This window comes from Campylobacter sp. P0109 (assembly GCF_002138755.1).
Taxonomy (GTDB): Bacteria; Campylobacterota; Campylobacteria; order Campylobacterales; family Campylobacteraceae; genus Campylobacter; species Campylobacter devanensis.
Window position 1 is genome coordinate 437,296 of record NZ_MJKK01000001.1, and the last position, 23,977, is coordinate 461,272.

24 protein-coding genes are annotated in these 23,977 nt (G+C 33.5%); 7 read left to right on the forward strand and 17 right to left on the reverse strand.

All coding sequences use genetic code 11. From position 1 onward, the window contains the following. Nucleotides 1-19 precede the first annotated feature (19 nt). Genes cmoA through CIGNP109_RS02305 form a run of 9 tightly spaced genes read right to left on the reverse strand, consistent with a single transcriptional unit; the run spans nt 20 to nt 8,211 of the window. Complete coding sequence (gene cmoA / locus CIGNP109_RS02265; RefSeq protein WP_086228039.1) at nt 20-736, reverse strand: carboxy-S-adenosyl-L-methionine synthase CmoA; 717 nt, start codon at nt 734-736, stop codon at nt 20-22. Continuing rightward, nucleotides 733-1,626, reverse strand: a complete 894-nt coding sequence (locus CIGNP109_RS02270; protein WP_086228040.1) for a bifunctional riboflavin kinase/FAD synthetase — start codon at nt 1,624-1,626, stop codon at nt 733-735. The genes cmoA and CIGNP109_RS02270 overlap by 4 nt, the downstream gene beginning before the upstream one ends. After that, complete coding sequence (tlyA, locus tag CIGNP109_RS02275; RefSeq protein ID WP_086228041.1) at nt 1,595-2,296, reverse strand: 23S rRNA (cytidine-2'-O)-methyltransferase TlyA; 702 nt, start codon at nt 2,294-2,296, stop codon at nt 1,595-1,597. Before tlyA ends, CIGNP109_RS02270 begins: the two co-directional genes overlap by 32 nt. Then, nucleotides 2,286-4,232, reverse strand: coding sequence for an NAD-dependent DNA ligase LigA (ligA, locus tag CIGNP109_RS02280; RefSeq protein ID WP_086228042.1), 1,947 nt, complete (start codon nt 4,230-4,232; stop codon nt 2,286-2,288). The genes tlyA and ligA overlap by 11 nt, the downstream gene beginning before the upstream one ends. Then, nucleotides 4,229-5,368, reverse strand: coding sequence for a dihydropteroate synthase (gene folP, locus CIGNP109_RS02285; protein WP_086228043.1), 1,140 nt, complete (start codon nt 5,366-5,368; stop codon nt 4,229-4,231). Before folP ends, ligA begins: the two co-directional genes overlap by 4 nt. Beyond that, nucleotides 5,365-5,988 (reverse strand): DNA polymerase III subunit delta', encoded by a 624-nt coding sequence (locus CIGNP109_RS02290; RefSeq protein ID WP_086228044.1) that lies wholly within the window; start codon nt 5,986-5,988, stop codon nt 5,365-5,367. The genes folP and CIGNP109_RS02290 overlap by 4 nt, the downstream gene beginning before the upstream one ends. Further along, nucleotides 5,985-6,524, reverse strand: a complete 540-nt coding sequence (locus tag CIGNP109_RS02295) for a HobA family DNA replication regulator (RefSeq protein WP_086224577.1) — start codon at nt 6,522-6,524, stop codon at nt 5,985-5,987. Before CIGNP109_RS02295 ends, CIGNP109_RS02290 begins: the two co-directional genes overlap by 4 nt. Beyond that, the gene (locus tag CIGNP109_RS02300; RefSeq protein WP_086224578.1) at nt 6,524-7,741 is read right to left on the reverse strand and encodes an aspartate kinase; all 1,218 of its coding nucleotides are present in this window, start codon (nt 7,739-7,741) and stop codon (nt 6,524-6,526) included. The genes CIGNP109_RS02295 and CIGNP109_RS02300 overlap by 1 nt, the downstream gene beginning before the upstream one ends. Further along, nucleotides 7,741-8,211 carry an RNA pyrophosphohydrolase gene (locus tag CIGNP109_RS02305; protein ID WP_086228045.1) on the reverse strand — a complete coding sequence of 157 codons (471 nt, stop codon included), beginning with the start codon at nt 8,209-8,211 and terminating at the stop codon, nt 7,741-7,743. The genes CIGNP109_RS02300 and CIGNP109_RS02305 overlap by 1 nt, the downstream gene beginning before the upstream one ends. A 113-nt stretch (nt 8,212-8,324) precedes the next feature. On the opposite strand from CIGNP109_RS02305, the gene hemW reads away from it, so the two are divergent. Next, nucleotides 8,325-9,359 carry a radical SAM family heme chaperone HemW gene (gene hemW / locus CIGNP109_RS02310; protein ID WP_086228046.1) on the forward strand — a complete coding sequence of 345 codons (1,035 nt, stop codon included), beginning with the start codon at nt 8,325-8,327 and terminating at the stop codon, nt 9,357-9,359. A gap of 16 nt (nt 9,360-9,375) precedes the next feature. On the opposite strand, the gene dnaK is transcribed toward hemW, so the two are convergent. Genes dnaK through CIGNP109_RS02325 form a run of 3 tightly spaced genes read right to left on the reverse strand, consistent with a single transcriptional unit; the run spans nt 9,376 to nt 12,585 of the window. Beyond that, the gene (gene dnaK, locus CIGNP109_RS02315) at nt 9,376-11,247 is read right to left on the reverse strand and encodes a molecular chaperone DnaK (RefSeq protein ID WP_086228047.1); all 1,872 of its coding nucleotides are present in this window, start codon (nt 11,245-11,247) and stop codon (nt 9,376-9,378) included. Between the two features lie 22 nt (nt 11,248-11,269). Beyond that, complete coding sequence (locus CIGNP109_RS02320; protein ID WP_086228114.1) at nt 11,270-11,758, reverse strand: nucleotide exchange factor GrpE; 489 nt, start codon at nt 11,756-11,758, stop codon at nt 11,270-11,272. 38 nt (nt 11,759-11,796) lie between these two features. Next, the gene (locus tag CIGNP109_RS02325) at nt 11,797-12,585 is read right to left on the reverse strand and encodes an HrcA family transcriptional regulator (RefSeq protein ID WP_086228048.1); all 789 of its coding nucleotides are present in this window, start codon (nt 12,583-12,585) and stop codon (nt 11,797-11,799) included. Between the two features lie 245 nt (nt 12,586-12,830). Here CIGNP109_RS02325 and CIGNP109_RS08390 point away from each other — a divergent pair, with 245 nt between their 5' ends. Beyond that, nucleotides 12,831-13,001: a hypothetical protein gene (locus tag CIGNP109_RS08390; RefSeq protein ID WP_179187299.1), complete on the forward strand. Its 171-nt coding sequence runs from the start codon at nt 12,831-12,833 to the stop codon at nt 12,999-13,001. On the opposite strand, the gene CIGNP109_RS02330 is transcribed toward CIGNP109_RS08390, so the two are convergent. The 4 genes from CIGNP109_RS02330 to CIGNP109_RS02345 are packed head-to-tail and all read right to left on the reverse strand — an operon-like array spanning nt 12,987 to nt 16,824. Continuing rightward, nucleotides 12,987-13,223 (reverse strand): hypothetical protein, encoded by a 237-nt coding sequence (locus tag CIGNP109_RS02330; protein ID WP_086224584.1) that lies wholly within the window; start codon nt 13,221-13,223, stop codon nt 12,987-12,989. The genes CIGNP109_RS08390 and CIGNP109_RS02330 overlap by 15 nt on opposite strands. Beyond that, nucleotides 13,223-14,236, reverse strand: a complete 1,014-nt coding sequence (locus CIGNP109_RS02335) for a DHH family phosphoesterase (RefSeq protein WP_086228049.1) — start codon at nt 14,234-14,236, stop codon at nt 13,223-13,225. Before CIGNP109_RS02335 ends, CIGNP109_RS02330 begins: the two co-directional genes overlap by 1 nt. A 12-nt stretch (nt 14,237-14,248) precedes the next feature. Next, entirely contained in the window at nt 14,249-16,417 is a 2,169-nt protein-coding gene (flhA, locus tag CIGNP109_RS02340; protein WP_236847535.1) for a flagellar biosynthesis protein FlhA, read from the reverse strand. Nucleotides 16,418-16,419: 2 nt separating this feature from the next. Then, nucleotides 16,420-16,824: an RrF2 family transcriptional regulator gene (locus tag CIGNP109_RS02345; RefSeq protein ID WP_086224586.1), complete on the reverse strand. Its 405-nt coding sequence runs from the start codon at nt 16,822-16,824 to the stop codon at nt 16,420-16,422. Nucleotides 16,825-16,928: 104 nt separating this feature from the next. On the opposite strand from CIGNP109_RS02345, the gene CIGNP109_RS02350 reads away from it, so the two are divergent. From CIGNP109_RS02350 to CIGNP109_RS02370, 5 genes are read left to right on the forward strand one after another with little or no spacing between them, the layout of a single operon-like run. Then, nucleotides 16,929-17,801 carry an EamA family transporter gene (locus CIGNP109_RS02350; protein ID WP_086228050.1) on the forward strand — a complete coding sequence of 291 codons (873 nt, stop codon included), beginning with the start codon at nt 16,929-16,931 and terminating at the stop codon, nt 17,799-17,801. A 23-nt stretch (nt 17,802-17,824) separates the two neighbouring features. Continuing rightward, a complete protein-coding gene (gene murJ / locus CIGNP109_RS02355) occupies nt 17,825-19,222 on the forward strand; it encodes a murein biosynthesis integral membrane protein MurJ (RefSeq protein ID WP_086228051.1) in 1,398 nt (465 codons plus the stop codon). Continuing rightward, nucleotides 19,209-20,585 carry a cysteine--tRNA ligase gene (gene cysS / locus CIGNP109_RS02360; protein WP_086228052.1) on the forward strand — a complete coding sequence of 459 codons (1,377 nt, stop codon included), beginning with the start codon at nt 19,209-19,211 and terminating at the stop codon, nt 20,583-20,585. The genes murJ and cysS overlap by 14 nt, the downstream gene beginning before the upstream one ends. Then, nucleotides 20,573-22,291, forward strand: coding sequence for an ABC transporter ATP-binding protein (locus tag CIGNP109_RS02365; protein ID WP_086228116.1), 1,719 nt, complete (start codon nt 20,573-20,575; stop codon nt 22,289-22,291). Before cysS ends, CIGNP109_RS02365 begins: the two co-directional genes overlap by 13 nt. Further along, nucleotides 22,291-23,172, forward strand: coding sequence for a RusA family crossover junction endodeoxyribonuclease (locus CIGNP109_RS02370; RefSeq protein WP_086228053.1), 882 nt, complete (start codon nt 22,291-22,293; stop codon nt 23,170-23,172). Before CIGNP109_RS02365 ends, CIGNP109_RS02370 begins: the two co-directional genes overlap by 1 nt. Here the strand turns inward: CIGNP109_RS02370 and CIGNP109_RS02375 are convergent. Next, nucleotides 23,169-23,933, reverse strand: a complete 765-nt coding sequence (locus CIGNP109_RS02375; protein WP_086228054.1) for a hypothetical protein — start codon at nt 23,931-23,933, stop codon at nt 23,169-23,171. The genes CIGNP109_RS02370 and CIGNP109_RS02375 overlap by 4 nt on opposite strands. Nucleotides 23,934-23,977 lie beyond the last annotated feature (44 nt).

Below are 23,977 nucleotides of genomic sequence, written 5' to 3' on the forward strand. Positions count from 1 at the left end.
AATCAAATATTAACCCATTTTAATTAATAGTTTGTTTAAAAGCTATAAAAGAAGCAAAATTTGCCCATTTAAAAAATGTCTCTACGCTGCTAAATCCAGCATTTTTACATAGCTCTTTATTCTCATTTTCACTATATGGTATCAAAACATTTTCTAACGCTTGACGCTTTTGAGCTATCTCAAATTTAGAGTAACCTTGGGCTTCTTTATACTCTTGATATATATTAATCATCTCTAAATCTAGCTTTTTATCATCATATACTAGCTTTTCACTAAATACAAATAAACCATCATATTCCAAACTAGCAAAAATTTTCTTTACAAAATCATCTCTTTTAATAGGTCTAATAAACTGCAATGTATAATTTAAAAGCACTGCATCAGCCTTGCCATAATCATATTCTAAAATATCAGCTTGTATAAGATTAAGCTTTGCACCATATCCATTAGCCCTATTTGTAGCTCTTTGTAACATAGCAGGACTACTATCTAAACCTACAAGTTCAAGATCAGGACGCAATCTATAAAGTTCTAAAAGCGTAGTAGCAGTAGAGCATCCAAGATCGACAACTTTAGCACCCTGCCCTAATCTTTTAGATAAAAATAAAACAATAAGCTCTTGAGTCTGTTTATAAAATGGCACCGATCTAGATACCATATCATCAAATACACTAGCTACACTTTCATCAAATTCAAACTGCTTGCTTATTACATTTTTAAAGACCTCATCTCTCACTTATAAACCCCTTCTAAATTTCTTGAGTGCAAGCTTATCTCATCTATGCTTAAATCACAGCTTTTAGCAACATTTTGCGCTATTATTATATCTTTTGAAATTTGCCTTTTTAGATCTTCTAAATTATCAAATTTCATATTATCCCTAATCCACTCAACAAAGCAAACTCGCACAAAATTCGGCCTATAATCGATATTTTTATCTAAAATATGATTTTCAATCGCAAACTCTCCATCGGTGCTAAGTCTATTACCGATAAAAGTTATAGAGCTATAAGTGATATCATCCATCTTTGTTCTTGTAGCATAGACGCCATTTTTAGGCACTAGATATGGAGTTATATCTAAATTTAAAGTAGCATATAGATGCTCTTTGCCAATTCCTTGACCAGCTATCACCTTGCCAACTACACTATATTCACGACCCAATAGGCGATTAGCCCTATATATATCACCATCACGTAAAAATCTTCTAATAGCTGAACTATGCACTCCAAGCCCATCAAAGCAAAACTCATCTACCACAACCACTTCACCATCAAATAGATGCTTTAAATCGTGCTTATCCCATGCTCTATCTTTGCCAAATTTAAAATCATAACCAACTACAATTTTATTTAAATTCACAAAATCTTTTTTAAGCATATCTATAAACTCATCACCCCTAAGCCCAGATATATCATCTAAATCATAGTAAAAACACGGCACACCGCTATACTCTTGGCGTCTATCTCCTGGAGTTAAACAGGCTCTGCCATTGCATATTACAACCAAAGCGCCACCATCGCCAAGCTTTTTAATTAACTCTTTATGTCCTTTGTGAATACCATCAAAACTTCCAATAGCTACAGATTTTACACTACTTTTTGAAATAGTAGAATAGTTCAATATTGCCTTCCTTGCCTTTTATTTTTGATTCACTTTTTTTAATTAACTTCCAACCTAAAGCATTACACTGAGTCTCAAAATTTATCATCGCTTTATTTATAGCTTTTTCATCTTTTACTACGCCATTTTTGGTTCGTTTAGCATCTTTACCAACTTCAAATTGCGGCTTAAATAATAGTATTATATCGCTTAATGCCAATCTATCAATATGAGAAATGATATGTAATAATGATATAAAGCTCACATCAGCAGTGATAATATCAAATTTATCCACACTTTCAAACTCCCTAATATCGGTATTTTCTTGGACTATTACCCTGCTATCATCTCTTAAATTTGCACTAAGTTGCATAGTTCCTACATCAAGAGCTGTAACTTGCTTAATGCCATTTTCTAATAAAATTTGCACAAAGCCTCCTGTGCTTGAGCCAATATCTAAAGCAATTTTATCTTTTAAATTTAGCTTAATCTCGTCTAAAAATCCAGCCAATTTAAGTGCGGCTCTACTAACATAAATTTGAGATTTTATCTCTATGATTTGATCTTTATCAATCTCTTGGCTAGCTTTTTTGATAATTTTTGAATCAGCCAATACTACGCCATTTTCTATAAGTCCAGCTGCTTGATTTCTACTAATATTTAAAGCCTTTGATACAGCTAGATCAGCTCTCATTTTTTAATCTTTCATACTCTATCTCATCTATTATTTTAATACCCAAAGATAGAGCCTTTTGATATTTACTTCCGCTTGACTCTCCACTTAATACAAAATCACTTTTAGATGATACTGACCCGCTAACCTTTGCTCCAAAGCTCTCTAATTCAGCCTTAACCTCATCTCTAGGGCGAGAAAGAGTGCCAGTTATTACTACCGTTTTACCGCTAAATATATTTTGAGTAGTGTTTATTTCATCTATAATTGGAGTTATATACTTTAGTAACTCTACTACTTTGATATGATTAACACGCATAAACTCCAAATAGCTAAGCGCCATCGCTTCGCCAAAACCATCTAAATTTAAAAGCTCATCCATACTAAGGTCTAGCCATTTGTTAGGATAAACTGCAGCTATCTTTTTAGCTGCTACTTCACCGATATGTTCAATCCCAAGCGAAGTAATAAATCTATGAAGTGGTGGTCTTTGACTTGCTTTTATAGCATTTAGAGTATTTTCAATTTTTTTACTCTTAAAACCCTCTAATCCATCAAAACTAGAACTATCTAATCTATATATATCAATTATACTTGAGATTTTACCATTTTTATAAAGAAGCTCTATAATTGCATCACCAAGACCATCTATATTCATACACTTCTTAGAAGCAAAATATATAATAGAGCTTACAACTCTAGCCTTGCAACTTAAATTTTGACACTTAATAAACGCCCCTTCATCTAAAAGCTCACTTCCACACTCAGGGCATTTGCATGGACGACTTATCGCTACTTCTTGGCCATCTCTTCTAGCCTTATATACATCAGTAATCTTAGGTATTACATCGCCACTTCTAATCACGCAAACCATATCGCCTTTCATAAGACCTAGACGCTCAATCTCATCGAAGTTATGTAATGTAACATTTCTAACAAAAGCCCCATCAATCTCAACCCCATCAAGAACTCCAACAGGCGTAACTACACCTGTTCTGCCAACTTGCAAGGCTACATCTATAAGCTTAGCTGATTTTTGAATAGCTGGAAATTTATAAGCTACCATAAATTTAGGAAATTTTACTGTAAATCCTAATTCATCGCATTTTGCCAAGCTATTAACACGAACTACCATACCATCCATCATTATAGGCTTTTCATCTCTTAAAGATAAAAGCTCATCATAAGCTTGTCTAATCTCATCTATACTATTACAAACCCTAACAAAATCATCCCTTAAAAATCCTAAAGATCTAACAAAATCCATCATATCACTGTGAGTATCAAATTTAAGATCATTTGCACCCACGCCCCATGGGTAAAATTTTAATTTTCTTGATTTTGTTATACTTGAGTCTAATTGTCTTAGGCTACCAGCAGCTGCATTTCTAGGATTAGCTAGTAAATTTTGGCCATCTTTAGCACGATCAGCATTAATCTTTTCAAAATCACTTTTAGTTATAACTACTTCGCCTCTAATTTCAATAAGACCGCTATATGGAATCTGTAAAGGCACAGAACTAATAACCCTAGCATTGCTAGTAACATCTTCACCAATGGATCCATCACCCCTTGTGGCTGCGCTTTTTAAAACTCCATTTTCATAGGTTAAATTCAAGCTCGCCCCATCAAATTTAGGCTCTACAAAAAATCTTTGTGAGCGTTTATCCCCGCGCTCTATCCACGCCAAAAGCTCATCATCACTAAAAATATCTTCCATCGACCACATTCTAGCTTTGTGGGCTAGCTTCTCAAACTGCTCTAAAATCTCGCCACCAACTCTATTAGTAGGCGAAAATATAGCTTTTAAATTTGGATTTTGGCTCTCAAACTCAACCACCTTATGATACAAAGCATCATACTCATCATCACTAGCTATAGGATTATCATCAGTATAATAAGCCTTCGCCCATCTATTTAGCGTCTCAACTGCTTCTAAATACTCTTTATGATTCATACTATCTCTAAATCCTTATACGAATTATGTAAATTTAGCATCTGGATATGCTCTTTTGGATCGTGCGTTCTAATGATAGTAGCGCCATTTTCTATAGCTTTTTGGTGTAGATACAAACTCCCAGCTAAGCGCTCATCTACGCTACTTGGGCTGTAATAATCTATCATAGATTTTCTACTAGCACCTACTAAAAGCGGATATCCAAAAGACAAAAAATGCTCCAAATGCTTAATCAAAGCCATATTATCACGAGCAGTTTTGCCAAATCCTATACCTATATCAAGATAAATTTGCTTAGCCTTAGACTCTTTAATCTCTTCTAATTTTTGAGAGAAAAACTCACTTATAAGCTCTAAAATATCGCTATCTTTGACATTGATTTGCATAGTTTTAGGATCGCCATTTTTATGCATTAGACAATACTTGGCATTGTATTTACCGGCTAAAAAAGCCAAATTTGGATCTGCGGTTATATCATTAACAAAGCTAAATCCATGATCTAAGGCATACTCCAAACACAATGGATCAAAGCTATCAAGACTAAACTCCATCCTCTCATAAAGCCTATTAGCATAGATTAGATCTACAACTGGCTTAACTCTTTGAAATTCAGCCTTAGCACCGATATACTCACTCCCTGGCCGTGAGCTTACCATACCGATATCTATATAATCGGCGCCCAAATCAATCACGCTCTCAATGCGCAAAATCGCATCATCAATGCCAACTCTACTTGCTGGATTGAGGCTATCATTATTGAAATTTAAAACCGCCATAATCTCGCATTTTGATGGTTTTGTAAATGAATTTGATAGAAATTTAGCCAATTTATCTAGGCCAAAATCTTGAGCTAGCTCCTTTTTGGCTAGAATTTGAATTTGCTTATCATTTGCTATTAAAAGTGCGTTTTCTAACTCTACTCCACCAAAAATTGCGTTATGAGAACTTACCAATTCAGCACCGATACTAAGGGCATCTTGCTTTAAGATATTAACCGCTACAGCCTTTATATCTTTGATTAAAATAAAATTTAAATTTGCCTTTTTTCTCATAATTTTCGCCCCACTTTTGTGTGGTGATATAAAGTGGCAAATTTGGTCAAAATCGCTATCTGTATTTAATTTATACGCTCTCATTTTATCCTTTGCATTATTAGTAAAAGTAGCGGTAAAAGCGTGGTTTGAGCTTTGGAATTTAGATCTGTAATTCTATATAATTTATTAAAGTATATATAATCTTCATGGGTAAATTTAACCCCATTTTTGACTGCGTCTATTATTATGGATTTAAGTAAATTTAGAAGTTGAGTTTTGCTTAATTTATCGCTCTTTTCAAGTGCTGTTTGAGTAGATACATACTCATTGATATAACTTAAGCTTAGCTTAGTAAAGTCTATCCCCGTTGGCTCACTTTTGGTTAATTTAACCCTATTTTCTATACTTAATCTAGAGCGAATTGTAGCTAAAAATATATTTTTAGCTGGTGCGACTAAGACAAAGATTATATTTCTTGGTGGCTCTTCAAGGATTTTAAGTAGAGCATTTTGCGACTCGATGCCATATTTATTAGCCATAATTAGCAATACTTTTGGCTCTTTTTCTGCGATATAGGCTTGAGATATTATCTCTTTGACTCCGTCTATCAATAAACTCTCATATTCAAAAATTTTTAAATATTCAGGTTTTAAAATAGAGACATACTCAGATTTAATACTCTCAAAATCATCGCTAATAATAATCTTACTATCTAAACTCAAAGCTCAACCTGACCAAATAACACAGCATCAATAGTGCGATCAAATAACCTAAACATAGATAAAAGCTTAAAATCCAAATTCTCATCTGTAGAGCTAAGATAGAAGCTATTTTCTGCTTGTTCGTCAAATAGCCACATATAGCTACTGGTACGATTTTTGGCTATTGCGCATAGCTTTGAGCTGCTTTTACCAATGTAAAAATATACAAATCCATTTGGAAATGCGATACTAAGCATATCATCAAGCAAGCTTATCTCCTCTTTGGAATTTATATCATTTAATCTTGGATATAAAGATTTAAGTGAGATAAATGGCAATATGGGGCGATGAGAGCCTTTGCGATTAATACTGCGTAAAAAATAGCTCTCAAACCAATCTCTATCTTCATCGCATATTACAATAAACGGCGCTCCATCAATCAAATATCTAAGCCTAGATGCAAGTAGTGGCGCCCACTCTAGACGCCTCTCTTCCATCCAGCTTAGCTCCTTGCTTGAACTCCTAATAGCGTCCAAACTCCATTTGATTAGATCCATTACTTCTCTAACTCATAAGCTTTATGAAGTGCTCTAACAGCTAATTCACCATATTTTGCTGCTACTATCATTGAAATTTTAATCTCACTTGTAGAGATCATCTGAATATTAATCCCCTCATTTGCCAACACAGAAAACGCCATAGATGCTATACCGCTATGACTTTTCATACCTACGCCTACTACGCTTACTTTAACTACTTCGCTATCTATCTCAATAGATTTTGCGCTACCATCATCAACAACATTTCTAGCCGCTTCCATCTCATTTTGAGGCACTGTAAAGCCAAGACTTGTAGTGCCATCTTCGTGGCTTGTATTTTGGATAATCATATCTACATTTATATTTTTATCAGCTAATTTTTTGAAGATACTAGCAGCAACTCCTGGCTTATCTACAACCCCTCTCATAGTTACTCTTGCTTGATTTTTATCTAGTGCTATACCGCTTATTAGTGCTTGTTCCATTCCTGATGTATTCATATCCGCTTCTCCTGTTATTAGTGTTCCTTCATTATTGTTAAAACTACTTCTAGTGACCAATTTCACCTTTAATTTTTTAGCTAATTCTACACTTCTATTTTGCAATACCTTCGCCCCCATACTAGCTAGCTCTAGCATCTCATCATAGCTAATTTTATCAAGTTTTCTAGCCTTAGGCTCGATTCTTGGGTCTGTGGTATATACCCCATCTACATCGGTATAAATTTCACACAAATCAGCGTCCAACGCTCCAGCCACAGCCACAGCACTAAGATCACTTCCGCCACGCCCAAGAGTTGTTATATCTCCATCTTTTGTGACCCCTTGAAATCCAGCTACTACGACTATTTTGCCCTCTTTTAGCGCCTCTTTCATCTTTTTGCCATCTATATCGATAATCCTAGCTTTAGTAAAATCATCATTAGTGATAATCCCAGCCATATCACCGCTAAATGCTACAGCCTTATAACCTTTTGAATTTAATGCTATTGAAAGAAGTGAGCTTGTAACTCTCTCACCAGAGCTAAGTAACATATCCATATCAGCACTTTGTGGCTGAATTTTAGCAAAATGCTCAGCATATTCTATTAACTGATTAGTTACCCCGCTCATAGCTGAAACTACTACTACTACATCATTTCCAGCATCTTTTGTAGCGATTACTCTCTTAGCTACCTCTTCTATTCTTTCTAAATTCCCAACACTAGTTCCGCCATATTTTTGTACAATTAGCATTATATAAACCCTTCATCTTTAAAATATTTAAGCACCTTAGCATAAGCACCCTTTTTAAAGTGATTAACCTTGCTTAATACATCATTTACAGGCATAAAGCAGTAATCATCAAATTCAGGGTGTTTAGTCGCTAGATCTATTTTTGCATTTGGCTTTAATCTAACCAAAAAATATCTCTGAGTCTGTCCATCATACGGAGCCATCTTTTTAGCGATGGTTTTAGGGAAATCATACTCTAGCCACTTAGGATGCTCACACAAAATTTCTATTTCATTTGTTCCTATCTCCTCTTCAAGCTCTCTAAAAAGAGCCTCCTTAGGCGATTCACCCTCATCAATTCCACCTTGTGGAAACTGCCAAGCACCGCTAATATCGTGCCTTTGGGCGATAAATACCTTACACTCTAAAGGATAAGATGGAGATAAGATAATAGCCGCTACATTTGGGCGATATCTCTTGCCTTTATCCATTTTTTGTTCCTAAAAATTTGGTAAAATCCTACCTTAAAAGCGTTTAAAGTTTAATAAATCAACTAAATTTAATAAATTATTTGTTAAATTTAGAATAAATTTTAGGACAAAAGTTGCATATTTATATCCATATTCCATTTTGTGAATCAAAATGCCCATATTGTGCTTTTGGCTCTCATAGTGATAAATTTAATATAACTAAAGAGTATTTTAAAGCTCTAACCAAAGAGATAAAAAGCATAAAATTCAAAGATAAAATCTCTACAATTTTCATAGGTGGCGGCACTCCTAGTAGCGTTGAAGCTGGGTTATATGATGAGATTTTTGAGTATTTAGTGCCAAATTTAGATATCAATTGCGAAATCACTAGCGAAGCAAACCCAAACTCAGCGAATTTAAATTGGCTAAAATATATGAGAAAACTCGGCGTAAATCGCCTAAGCCTTGGAGCGCAAAGCTTTAATGAAAATAAGCTTAAATTTCTAGGTAGAATTCACGACTCAAAAAGAGTCTTTAAAGCCATAAAAGATGCTAAAATAGCTGGTTTTACAAATATAAATGTAGATATAATGTATAGCACCAAGCTTGATACAAAAGCCTTGCTATCTAGTGAAATTCAAGCCCTAAAAGAGCTAGAAATCACACATATTTCAGCTTATAGCTTAATGCTTGAGAGCAAATTTAGCACCAAAAAATCATATCAAAAAGATAGCCCAATCTTAGCTAAATATCTTATAAATTCACTTGAAAATATCGGATTTAAGCAGTATGAAATATCAAATTTTGGTCAAATTTGTAACCACAATCTAAGTTATTGGCGTGGCGATGATTACTATGGATTTGGTGCGTATGCTGTGGGGACAACTGGATTTAAAAGATACAAAGGTGCTACTAATCTTAGAAGTTATATCGATAATCCTTTTAAAAAATCTATTGAAATTTTAAATGATGAAAACAAAAGAGATGAAAGAGTCTTTTTAGGGCTTAGGAGCTGCGTTGGGGTTGATTTATTAGATTTAAGCTTAGAGATGAGACAAAGAGCTAAAATACTAATTGAAGAGAAAAAATTGATATTAGAAAATGAGAGAATCTATAATCCAAATTTTTTATTAGCTGATGAGATATTTTTGTATTTAAGCCAGCCTTAAAGGCCAGCTTATAAATTTACTCTACTTCTGCGTCGATAACATCATCATCTTTTTTCTTATCTTGTGTGTTAGCACCAGCGGTTTGATTTTGATACATTGCCTCAGCTAGCTTATGGCTTGCTTCACTTAGGGCTTTTACCTTCGCATCGATCTGCTCTTTTGTGGCATTTTCATTTTTCAATGTCTCTTTTAGATCATTTAAGGCTGCTTCAATTTTAGCCCTATCTTCACTTGAAATTTTCTCACCAAGTTCATCAAGAGATTTTTGAGTTTGGTGAGCTAGGCTATCAGCTGCGTTTCTAGCTTCAACGGCCTCTTTTCTCTTTTTATCTTCTTCTTTGTGTAATTCAGCGTCATTTACCATTTTATTTATCTCTTCTTCGCTTAGACCGCTTGAGCCTGAAATGGTGATATTTTGAGCTTTTCCACTAGCTTTATCTTTAGCAGAGACTGTGAGAATTCCATTTGCGTCTATATCAAATGTAACTTCAATTTGTGGCACGCCTCTTGGTGCTGGCATAATGCCTTCAAGATTGAAATTACCAAGACTTTTATTATCACGGCTAAATTCACGCTCACCTTGTAAAACATTGATAGTAACAGCGCTTTGGTTATCTTCAGCAGTTGAGAAAGTTTGAGATTTTTTAGTTGGGATTGTGGTACCTTTTTCTATCAATTTACTCATAACCCCACCAAGAGTCTCAATACCAAGGCTAAGAGGTGTAACATCTAATAGCAAAACATCTTTTACATCGCCTTTAATTACCGCACCTTGTATAGCTGCACCAATTGCCACTACTTCATCAGGATTTACTGATTTATTTAGCTCTTTATCAAATGCTTTTTTAACCTCTTCTTGCACCAAAGGCACACGAGTTGAGCCACCCACCATAACTACTTCTTTTATATCACTTTTGCTCACACCAGCATCTTTGACAACTTCGCTAATTTTTGATATTGTTTGAGATACCAAATCATCTATCATACTTTCAAATTTAGCCCTACTAATAGTCTTTGTAAGGTGTTTTGGTCCAGTGGCATCAGCTGTGATAAATGGCAGATTTATAGTTGTTTCCATAGCACTACTTAGCTCTTTTTTGGCATTTTCAGCAGCTTCTTTTAGGCGTTGAAGAGCCATAACATCGTTTTTAAGGTCTATTCCACTTTCACTTTTAAATTCATTTACCAAAAAGTCAATTAAGCGGTTATCAAAGTCATCACCGCCTAAAAACGCATTACCACCAGTAGCTAAAACTTCAACCACATTATCGCCAGTTTCTAGCACAGTTACATCAAAAGTCCCGCCACCTAGGTCATAAACTACGATTTTTTCGGCCTCTTTTTTATCCAAACCATAAGCCAAAGCCGCCGCTGTTGGTTCATTTATGATTCTAAGTACATTTAATCCTGCGATGGTTCCAGCTTCTTTTGTAGCTTTTCTTTGACTATCGTTGAAATATGCAGGCACAGTTATAACCGCATCAGTAACACTCTCACCTAAAAACGCCTCAGCATCTTCTTTTAGCTTAATCAATACTTTAGCCGAAATCTCTTGTGGAGTGTATGTTTTGCCAGCTATCTCAACAGCACACGCACCATTTCTATCTACGATATGATATGGAAGGCGAGCTTTGGCTTCGCTAGCATTTTTCTCATTCATCATAAGACCCATAATTCTTTTGATAGAAAATATAGTTTTTTCAGGGTTTGTTACGGCTTGTCGTTTAGCAGTATCACCAACTAAAATTTCACCCTTATCAGTAAAAGCCACCACAGAAGGAGTTGTATTTTTTCCTTCTTTATTTGGTATTACCTTGCTTTCGCCTCTCTCATATATGCTTACGCATGAATTTGTTGTTCCTAGGTCAATTCCTATTACTTTACTCATTTTGTATCCTTTTTATTAAAATTTATTTTGCTATTACAACCATTGAAGGTCTTAAAACTCTATCATTATATAGATAGCCTTTTTGATAAACAGTAGCTATCTTGCCACTTTCTACCTCGTCTGTCTCTATATAATTTATAGCGTTATGAAATTCAGGATTAAACTCAACATTGGTATCAATCTCTTTTATACCATACTTTTCAAAGCACTTTTTAAACTGCTCAATAGTTAGATTTATCCCATCTTTTATCTTGTTTGTTATCTCATCATCTCCGCTTTGTAAATTCGCAGCAATCTCCAAAGCATCAATAACTGGCAAAAGATCTCTAGCAAAGCTCTCATTTGCAAATTTCAAAGCTTCAGCTTTTTCACGCTCTAAACGCTTTTTGATATTCTCAAAATCAGCCGTAGCCCTTATCAAATCTTCTTTAACTTTATTAAGCTCATCTGCTAAATCATCTTCACAATTTTTTTCTTCTGCTTCGCACTCTTGGCAATTTTGTTCATCCAAAGCTGGATTTTCATCTAAATTTTCTTTTTCGTTTTGACTCACGCTGCCTCCTTTAACATACTAAAAAACTTTTCATAATCACTATACACACTACTAGCACATACCATTACAGCGGGCTTACCTTGATATAATACATCAGTTTTTAACCCCATATAGCCGGTAGAAAATAGCGGACTAAAGGCTAAATTTCCATTAAAATTATCACCAAATGATGGATCTAAAATCGCCTTTATGCTATCATCTTTACAAATTTCAAAAGCAATTTTCTCATTTTCTTGAAATAAAATCTCGCATCTTTTCAAAGCCTTAATCTTTGCTCTTAACTCGCTCAATCCTACTTGTATAGAGATATTTTCAAGCTCTTCTAAGCTAACGCCAATTAAGTTGCTTAAGAATCTTTCCACCTTTGAGCTAAATTTAATTGATATGCTCTCAGTAAGAAAATCAAGCACCAAAAAACGATTTTTGAGATTTAAAACATCTTGTAAAAATAGCTTTTGATCTTTAAAAATCATGCAATAAATATCATTTTTATAAACTAATAAATTTAGCAAATCTATATTATTAATAGATAAAACAGAGCTAAATTTTAGCCTATTTTGCCAATAAAACTCCATCGCACTAGCTGTTGGTATGCGACCACCGCTAATATGAAGTTGAGTGATCGCTCCTTCGTCGCTAAGCTTTTTAAAATAGACTCTAATAGTTGATGCTGGAATTGCTACATTCATTCTCATGCCAAGTTCATTAGAGCCGATTGGTTCATTAACCTCAAGATAAGCATGAATGATAGATTCTAATATCAAATCTCTTTTATCTAGTTTCATTTATTAGCACTCTTTATATTTAATTGCTAAGATAATTATACAACATTGAGCCTATCTTTGTCAAGTAATTTAAGCAAAAAGATTAAAATTTGTAAATTTATTTAGCAATTTATATGATTGATTGCTTATTTTTATTAAATATTATCTATACAAAATAAAAATATAAAATATAAACAATCTAAATTTTATTGATTTTTAATAAGCTATCAAGTATAATTTCATTTTAATTCAAAGGAGATAATTTGATGAATAGTTTAACTGCAAAAGAAAGAGATGATTTAGAGCAAATCTTTGCCCAAATTCAGATCGCTAGATTTAATTTTAATATTTGGAACTATTATAAAATCTTAAATAAAAAAGGTCAACTAGCGATCAGATTACTAAAATTTAAGAGCAAAAGACTATTTTTTAAATAGTTCTGGGCAGCTCTTTTTGAGATGTTCAATCACAGTAATAACTTCATCAACGCCATTTGCATCGCTGTTTTCTAATACATCATCTATAACATCTATATATCTATCAAAGGCGTCATTTAAACGCTCTTTTTTTACTCCAGCGTAGTAAAGCATTCCAAGAGTAGCTAACTCCAATTCATAGCTCATCTCTTCTAGCGTAACATCATTTTCGTAATTTTTCATTATAATTCTCCTGTTTTTTTATTTATCAAATTTACAACTTGTGATTTTATCTCATCATAATTATAGCTATCTACAAATCCAGCAAAAAACCCGCCACTAGCATTTTTATGCCCTCCACCATCGCAAAGCTCTTTAGCCATTAAGCTTACATCAAAATCTCCATTTGATCTAAAACTCATAGTCTTTTTGCTAGTCATATCTATAAAAAAATCAAATTCAGGATTAGCCACTAAAAAATCATTACCAATCACACTAGCACTTCCTATATTGTAGGTTAAAACCCCCTTACTACCACGATAATTAATGCTAAATTTATCCTTATTAGCTCCAAGGCGTCTAACTAGATAACTAGAGTTTAGATTACTTAAAGTATCATCATTTTTAAGATAAAAAAACTCCTTCTTAATCCCATGAAGTCTATTATCAAGTTCAATATGGGCATTATTAAGACTTAAAAACTCACAAAAGCTTCTCATAAGATAAAAGATATACTCTATATGCTCATCTTCAAACATTACCTTATTTATCTCTTTTGCTCCAGCAATTGCACCCATACAGACCTTACCAAGTTCAAAATTTGGATCATTTTTAAGCCATATATCGACAGCATTTACCACATCACAATATGCTCCTAGCCTCTCATCTTTGCCAAAAATTGCACTAAAAAAATCATAACAAATTTTTGTCGCACTTCTAGCATTATCTAAATAATACCAAGAAAACTCTGCTGCACACTCAGCTCCTGTTTGATGATGATCAAGCAAAATAAGCTTAACATCTTTGTTTTTTAGCTGATCTTGATAGCTTTGACATTGAGCTTTGGTTAAATTTAGATCAGTGATTAAAATCACCGCCTTTTCATCGCCTATCTTTGAAATTATATGCGACATCTTTTTATCAATCTCTTTACCATAGTTTGAATTATAAAATTCGACATTTTTCAAATAAAAACTACTAACAAATTGGCAAGAGTATCCATCTAAATCAGTGTGACTAAGATGATAAATCTTCATTTTATTCCTTTATTAAAGTTCTGGTATCTCTATAGTACCAAGTGTTTCAAACTGAGTATTTGGCGCAATCTCAGCAAAACTTAGCACTGCTATATCGATTGAAAAATTTTGAACTATATTAGCTATAAATTTACGAATACTTGGTTCAACGCAAAGCACCATATCGCCTTGTTCGCTTATAGGTCTATTTTCTCTTTTTGCCCTTAGTGCGCTAACTATAGCTGAGGTTTGGGCTACATTTATCATTAAGGTATACGCTCCATCTTTATAACTTAGGCTATCAATTAGCTTTTGTTGGGCTGGTGCATCTAAAATATAGAAATTTAATTGACCATTTTCATCTGTATAAATAGATGTAATAACTCTAGCTAGAGCCGCTCTGACATGTTCGATAATCATATCTAAATTCTTACTAACTTCAGCTACATCACTAATAGCCTCAAGTATACTTAACATATCTTTAATTGGGATATTATCCTTAAGCAAAGCTTTTAATACCTTTTGGATAACGCCCACGCCAACTACTTTTAGAGCATCATCTACAACTACAGAATATTCTGATTTTACCTTTTCAAGGATATTTTGAACCTCTTGCTTGGTTAGCAATTCACTAGCGTTTTGCTTAACTAACTCGCTCATATGAGTAGAAATAACACTAGCTGCATCAGCTACTGTATAACCACTTAAAATCGCATCCTCTTTATAATTTTGATCAATCCATAATGCATCAAGCCCAAAGGCTGGATCTTTGACTGCGATACCATCGATATCTGCACTTACATAACCGCTATCCATGGCCAAGCACTTATCAGGATAGACAATGCCAGAGCCGATTACTACGCCTTTTAATTTAAATTTATACTCATTTGGGCCAAGTAAGATATTGTCTCTTAATCTGATTTTAGGCATCAAAAATCCAAGCATTGTAGCCATATTTCGCCTCATAGCACGGATTCTCTCAACCAAATCCCCATCAGCAAGTTTTAAAAGTCCATAACCTAAATCTAACTCTAAAATTTCAATCTTTAATATATCATCAATCTTAGCTTGTTCTTCAAGGGCAATCTCTTCTTCGCTTTTCTTAGGTAGTTTATTAGCCGATGGTGCAGCCTTATTACCATTTCCAGCTTGCTGAGAGCCATTTTTATCGGTTTTGATAGCACTAAAATCGATTTTTCCCTCTTCTATCATTTTTAAAATAAATCCAATCCCTAAAAATAATAAGCCCATAAATCCTAAAGAGAATGTTGGAAGACCTGGCACTAAAGCAAATACAAATAGTATAAAACCGACAATTAAAAGCGTCTTATACTCACCAAGTAACTGACTTACAACACCTTCAGCAAAATTATCTTCATCTTTACTAGCTCTAGTAATTATAATTGCTGTTGCAGTTGAAGTAATAAGCCCTGGAATTTGACTCACTAAGCCATCACCAATTGTAAGAATAGTATATGTAGCTGCTGCATCTTTGATAGCCATATCATATTGAAATGCACCAATTAAAAATCCACCAATAATATTAATAATAGTAATAATAATACCAGCTACAGCATCACCTTTTATAAATTTACTAGAACCATCCATTGCTCCATAAAAATTCGCCTCAGATATGATATCTTGGCGTCTTTGCTTGGCTGTTTGTTCATCTATCAAACCAGCATTTAAATCCGCATCGATCGCCATCTGCTTACCAGGCATCGCATCTAGAGTAAATCTAGCTTGAACCTCACTTACACGAGTTGAGCCTTTAGTTACAACCATAAAATTTATAAGCACCAAAATACAAAATACAATAACCCCGATTACATAGTTTCCACCGACAACAAATTCACCAAAACTAGCAATAATCTCACTTACAGCTTCTGGTCCATTATGCCCTTCGCTTAAAATCATTCTAGTTGTTGCAATATTTAGCGCTAATCTAAATAGAGTAACAATTAAAACAAGAGTAGGAAATGTACTAAGGTCTGTAGGCTTTGGTATATAAATAGATATTAATATTATAAGAACAGATATAGCTATAGATAGTGCTAAGAAAAAATCTAACACAGCACTAGGTAATGGCACAATGATAATAGCTAAAATCGCTACAATAACAAAAACTACAGTTAAACTCTTTGCCTTCATCACTGGCGCTAAAAATGGCGCCACCATTGTTAGAATATTGCGCTTAGCCAAGGTTATTTCTTTATAATATCAGTTAAGGTAATCTGGTCTAAAAACTCATCAATTCGACCTTGTAAATCATTAAACATAGGCCAAATTTTACATTCATCGCCTTTGCTGCTAGGACAATCACATCTAGAATTTGCGCACTCAAATACATTTACCTTACGCTTTTCAGCACTCTCTAAAATACGCTTAATGCTTAAATTTGATGGTTTATCGGCTAAAACAAACCCACCATTTGCACCTTTAAAGGAGTGCAATATACCCTCTTTTGCTAAATTTTGTAAAATTTTTGCTAAAAAACTTTTTGAAATTCCAAGTTCAGACGATATAGTATCTACATCTTTTGGGTGATTAGCTTGTGATAATAAAATCAATGATAGCATAGCATATTCACTGGCTTTGGTAAATAACACCTAGACTCCTTAAGATTTTTAATCGGATATTTTACTAAAAAATAGATTAATATTAACTTTTTTTAGCGATACTATAAATCAAATTTCAATATTTAGGATAAAAAATGGCCAATTTATGGGTAACAACTTTTATATGGGCATTCTCATTTCCGCTTATTGGATACTATATCGTCGGAGTTGTTGATAACTATTTTGCTATACTTTTTCGTTCTTGTATAGCATTTTTGATATTTTTACCATTTTTAAATTTAAAGTTAAAATTTGATTTAAAGCTAAAATTAATCACTATTGGTGGCCTACAAATTGGTCTTATGAGTATATTTTACTATCATTCATTTTTATATCTTAGCGTAAGCGAAGTTGCTCTTTTTACTATATTTACACCATTTTATCTAAGCCTAATCTATGATCTTATATCGTGCAAATTTAAAAAACTATACTTAATTAGCATTACTTTATGTATAATTGGTGCTTTTATTATTAAATTTGAAAGTTGGAGCCTTAGTTCTTTATATGGATTTATACTCGTGCAGATGGCAAATATCTGCTTTGGGGCAGCACAAGCATTTTATAAGCTTACTTGTAAAAATTTAAAAGATAATAGATCAAATTTTGGATATTTTTATCTTGGGGCGGTTTTGGTTTCAGGGGTTAGCTTTATTCTCTTTGGGAATTTTACAATGCTTCCACAAAATTTGCAAAACTGGGTAGTTTTACTCTACCTTGGTGTAGTAGCTTCTGGGTTTGGCTATTATTTGTGGAGTAGTGGCTCGCTTATGGTCGATAGTGGCACTTTAGCAATTATGAATAATGCTATAATTCCAATAGCAATTTTGGTAAATGCAATTTTTTGGGGAGTAGATTTTGATATGTATAAGATGACAATCGGTGGATTTTTGATTGTTTTAGCCCTATTTTTACAGAGTAAGTTTGAGACATTTTATAAAAATCAAATTAATTTTAAGTATAATACATAGTTTTTAAATTTGGGATTTGATAGTTGCTGCGACATTTCTTTACAAATAGTATCGGAATTTTATGTTCTAGAGTGCTTGGGTTTATTAGAGATTTAATGACGGCAAATGCTCTTGGTGCAAGTATTTGGAGTGATATATTTTTTGTAGCGTTTAAGCTACCTAATCTATTTCGTAGACTCTTTGGTGAGGGTGCATTTTCTCAAGCCTTTATGCCAAATTTAGTAAAAGTTAGTCAAAAAGGGTTATTTTGTGCTGAAATTTTAATCAAGCTTAGCCTTGCGATGCTTGGTCTTAGTCTTATTGTGATGCTCTTTGCTCCTTTAGTTACTAAGGCGCTTGCATTTGGATTTAGTCCTGAGACAATTGCTCTAGCTGTTCCACTAGTAAGAATAAATTTTTGGTATCTTTTGGCAATTTTTATTGTTACACTACTCTCAGCACTTCTTCAATATAAAAATCACTTTGCCACTACAGCTTTTAGTACAGCTTTGCTAAATATATCGATGATAATTGCTTTGCTTTTAGCATTAAATTTAGACCAAAAAAGTGCTGCAATGTATCTTAGCTGGGGGGTTGTAGCTGGAGGAATGTTGCAGGTTTTATCTCATATTATCGCACTTAAAAGATTAAATTTACTCCGTTTATTAACTCTTGGTATAGCCAAATTTGCCAAAGGCAAAAGAGCTAAAGCTAAAGGTTTTTGGCAAAACTTTGGCCATGGAATTATTGGTAGTAGCGCCAATCAACTAAGTGACTTTATCTCCACTTTTATTGCTAGCTTTCTAGCTACTGGGGCAATTAGCTATCTATACTACGCAAATAGAATCTTTCAATTGCCTTTAGCACTTTTTGCTATCGCACTTTCTACGGCAATATTTCCTAAAATTGCCAAAGCAATAAAATCTAAAAACGATACAAACGCCATAAATTTACTAAAAAAAAGCTTTAGTTTACTATTTTTTTTACTACTATTTTCTACTATTGGCGGATTTGTTTTAGCTAATGAGATTATTTGGCTGCTATTTCAAAGGGGTGAATTTAACACTAATAATACTATAGAATCAGCTAAAGTCTTGCAAATGTATATGTTAGGACTTTTACCTTTTGGGATTTATAAGCTCTTTTCGCTCTGGCTATATGCTAAAATGCAACAAAAAATCGCTGCTAAAATAGCTATATATTCACTTTTTATAAATACTGCTTTATGCTTGCTTCTTTTTAAACCTTTAGGAGCAAGCGGACTAGCACTTGCTGGGAGTATTAGCGGACTATTTTTACTAGGATATGCGATTTTTGTATTTGGAATTAGGCAATTTTTGGATATAATCTTTAATAGGATAAATCTAATAACTATAATCTTAGCAGTAATTTTTGGCTATTTATTAATAGAATTAAGGGGTATAATATATGCAAATTTATGATACAGTTTTAAAACAAAAAGTTAAACTTGTTCCACTTAATGGCAATGATATAAATATCTATGTCTGCGGACCAACTGTTTATGATGATGCTCATCTAGGGCATGCAAAATCTAGTATTAGCTTTGATCTACTTAGGCGAGTTTTAATAGCTCTTGGGTATAAGGTTAAGTTTGTCAAAAACTTTACTGATATAGATGATAAAATTCTAGCTAAAATGAAATCTAGCAATCAAAGCTTAGAGCAGATAACGACCTACTATATAGATAGATATAAAAACGATATGAACGCTTTAAATGTCCTAAATGCCGATATAGAACCTAAAGCCACAGAGTCGCTTGATGCGATCATAAATTATATTCAAAAACTAGAACAAAATGGCGTTACGTATAGGCTAGATGATGGAATTTATTTTGATACTAGCAAAGATCAAAAATATCTAAGTCTAAGCGGCAGAAAAGACGAAAATCTAATCGCAAGAGTTACTAGCAGTGGAGCTAAAAAAGATGAAAAAGATTTTGTGCTATGGAAATTTGATGAACAATGGTATGATAGTCCGTTTGGCAAGGGGCGACCAGGCTGGCATACTGAGTGTGTAGCAATGATTGCAGAGATCTTTAATGGAACCATTGATATTCACGCTGGTGGAGCTGATTTGCTCTTTCCCCACCATGAAAACGAAGCTGCACAGTGCAGATGCGCAAACCATCAAGAGCTATCTAAATACTGGCTACATAATGGATTTATTCAAGTAAATAACGAAAAAATGAGTAAAAGCCTTGGCAATTCATTTTTTGTTAAAGATGCTTTAGCTATTGCTCCGGGTGAAGCGGTAAGATATTATCTGATGAGTAGTCATTATAGGGCAAATTTCAACTACGATATAGGAGATTTACTCTCTAGTAAAAAACGGCTCGATAAAATTTATAGACTTAAAAAACGCTTAAGTGGCGTAACTCCTGGAGAGATAAATTTAGAGTTTAAAAATGCGATTATAGAGGCTCTAAGCGATGATTTAAATATTTCAGAGGCCTTAGCAAAAATTGATGAAATGGTAAATATAGCCAATACAAATCTAGATAAAGAACCAAAAAACAAAGCACTAAAAGCTGATATAATGGCAAATTTAGAATTTATAAAAGAGATTTTAGGAGTTCTTTATATAGATGAGTTTGAGTGGTTTCAATATGGATTTAGCTTAGAGCAAAAAGAGCAAATTGCAAATTTAATAGAATCTAGAAATAGCGCTAAGGCTGCTAAAGACTATGCCAAAGCTGATGCTATAAGAGAGAAATTAACCGCCCTTGGTGTAGCGATAATGGATACGCCAAATGGAGTAAAATGGGAGAAAATATGGACGGAATAACAGAAGTCTTTAGACGGTTTAAATCCTATTATAAAGAGTATGTGTGGCAGTTTACTATTGCAATTTTAGGAATGATTATGGCTAGCGTTGGAACTGCGGTTTCTGCTTGGCTTGTTAAACCTGTGCTTGATTATATCTTTGTTGAAAAAAATGAAACACTTTTATATTTGCTTCCATATGCGATTATTGCAATATATTTTATAAAAAGCCTTGGAGTATATCTACAGGTATATTTTACCGCTTATATCGGACAAGATATGATAAGGCGTTTTAGATACAAGCTACTTGATAATCTACTTGGATTAGATATGAGTTTTTTCCATAAATATCGCACTGGCGAGCTAATGAGTAGGATCATGGGTGATATTGAGCGTATTCGCAATATCGTCTCATCGCTCATTCCTGAACTGGTGCGTGAGTTTGTAACTATTATTGGATTACTTTGTGTTGTAATTTATCAAAGCCCTACTTTAGCACTATTTTCACTTATTGTGTTACCAGCAGCCTTTTATCCGCTTTCACGCTTAGCTAAAAGAATGCGAAAACTTAGCCGAACATCGCAAGAAACTTCTAGCGATATCACATCGGTGTTAAATGAAATTTTCTCAAATATCGAAATAGTTAAAGCTAGTAGTGCCCAAGAAAAAGAGTTAAGCAAATTTGATAATCACAATACTAAAATATTTCATTTAAATTTAAAAAGCGTTAAGGTAAATGCTTTAGTTAGTCCAATGATGGAAACATTAGGCTCAGTTGGAATCGCAGTTACTATAATTATAGGCGGCCAGCAAGTTATTGATGGACAAATTACAGTAGGTAGCTTTTTTAGCTTTCTTACAGCGCTATTTATGCTCTATACGCCTATAAAACGTATAACAAATATATATAATCAAATGCAAGATGCAGTAGTAGCTAGCCAAAGAACATTTGAGTTACTTGATATGCAGCCAAGTATTGTTGATGGAAACATAAATTTCCCAGCTAAGGTAAATTCAATCACAATCCAAGATTTAAAATTTAGCTACGGTGATAAAACTGCACTAAATGGTATAAATCTTAAAGTCTATAAGGGTCAAATGATAGCACTAGTAGGTAGTAGTGGTGGCGGTAAAAGCACACTTATTAATCTATTAATGAGATTTTATGACCCAAATTCTGGAATGATTTTAATCAATGATAATGATTTAAGCGAATTTAAACTAGATAGCCTAAGGCAAAATATTGGTCTAGTCACTCAGCGTGTATATATCTTTAACGATACAATAGCAGCTAATGTAGCATATGCTGCTCCACTAGATGAAGCCAAGGTGATAAAGGCCCTTAAAATGGCAAATGCGTATAGCTTTGTCCAAAATTTAGATGATGGCATATATACAACACTTAGTGAATATGGGGCCAATCTAAGCGGTGGCCAAAGACAAAGAATAGCCATAGCTAGAGCTTTGTATCATAATCCACAAATTCTAATATTTGATGAAGCCACTAGCGCACTAGATAATGAAAGCGAACAAGAAATAACAAAAGCTATTGAAAATTTAAGCAAAGATAAGATTATATTTGTTATTGCTCACCGTCTATCAACTATCAAAAATGCTGATAAAATTGCTGTTATAGGTCATGGTAAAATCGTAGGATTTGGTACAGATAAAGAGCTTGAAGCAGAATGTGAAATCTATCAAAAACTAAAACTAGGAGCAATCCACTAATGCTACAAAAAATAGTATATAACGACAGACCAACAAGCATAAATAATAAAAATGATGCTATTAAAGCAATTTATCAAAAGGGGTTAAAAAAAGCTGCTTTAGAACAAAATGCATTTATTATGAATGGGGATTTGGCTGTCGAAATACTATGGAAACAGCACTTACCAGCCGACATTGATAATATTTTAAAATACACGCTTGATGCGCTAAAAGGAGTATGTTATGTTGATGATTGCGCCATTATATCGCTTAAAATTTCTAAACGATACTCCCAAAAAGAGCAGCTAATAATAACAATAAAAAATAAATTTATCTTATCTAAATTTATTAAAAAGCTCATATATACCGCATTTATAAAGCCTCTAATAAAATTTATCGATGCTAATTTTAAAGATATAATAGAGTATGAAAAACATAACCATAATCCAACAACTACGATAAATCCTAATAATAATTTAGCGTTAAATTTGCTTATAAATACACCAAATCAACAGATAAATCCAAGTCAAAATTTATCATCTTCAACTAATCAGACAACAAATCAAATACAAAAAACCAAATCTGAAATTCAAACTCAAACTACATTAAATTCAACTATACAATCAGTATCAACAGACAAAAACCATCAAATGCAGGCTGTAACACTAATCAAGACTACACTACAAGAATTCAAAGGCAAAATCACAATTGCCTATAAATTTAGCCCAAAAAATATCGCCATTTATATCGTAGTATCAAAATCCCTAGATACACAAGTACGCAAGGAGATCGCGCACTTAAGCAAAGAAAAGATTATGGCCTTGCAAAATAGATTAAATCAAGGCCAATTTACTATTCATTATGGCTCAATTCCACTAAAATCTAACAATATTAAACTCTAAACCGTTCTCCATACAGCAATTGAAGTTGGATTAAATGGATCAGTTCCACAGCTATACTCTAGCATAGCATCTTCGATGATTATATCACCATTTTGATTAGCTTTTTTAAGTGTTGAAGCGAAATTTAAATTCCAGCCATTTTGTATAAAATAATCTTTGTGATTTTGGCTAGCTTCACCTAGATTGCAAATTTGAAACCCAAATGGCTCAGCATGAATACACCTGACAAATGGAGCGATACTAGCTACAACCTTAAACCAATTATCAGGAATTTCTTTAACTTGCTCAATCGTATGGCAAGTAAAGACCAAAACACGCTTACCAAAATCCAAATTCTTATCAAATTTAGGCTTTAAATGGTTAAAATGAAAAAACTCAGCCTTCATATTTGGTTCAATATTTGCTAATTTTCTTGCCATCTCTACGCCGCTTTTGGTAAATTCACCGCCAAAATATTTTAAATTCACTCCACCGCCGCTATAAAATATCTTAAAAAGATTTTGTCCATATCCACAGCCTAGCTCAATAACGCTATCATACTGTTCTAGCGCTAGCGCATCAATAATCATATTTACAATAGATGTATTAGTATAAAATGGAACAAGAATATTTATACCATTTAAGGAGGTTATTTTATTATATGGAATATCAGCAAAGTTAAATTTCTCACTCTCGCTCTTTTTTCTTTGCCACTCATAATTCCCATCATCATTAATCGCTAAATGATAATACCGCTCCTTTTTCTCTAATTCGCCAATCACTTGAAGAGCATTATACCCCCCCCCTATTTATAAATTGACTCATT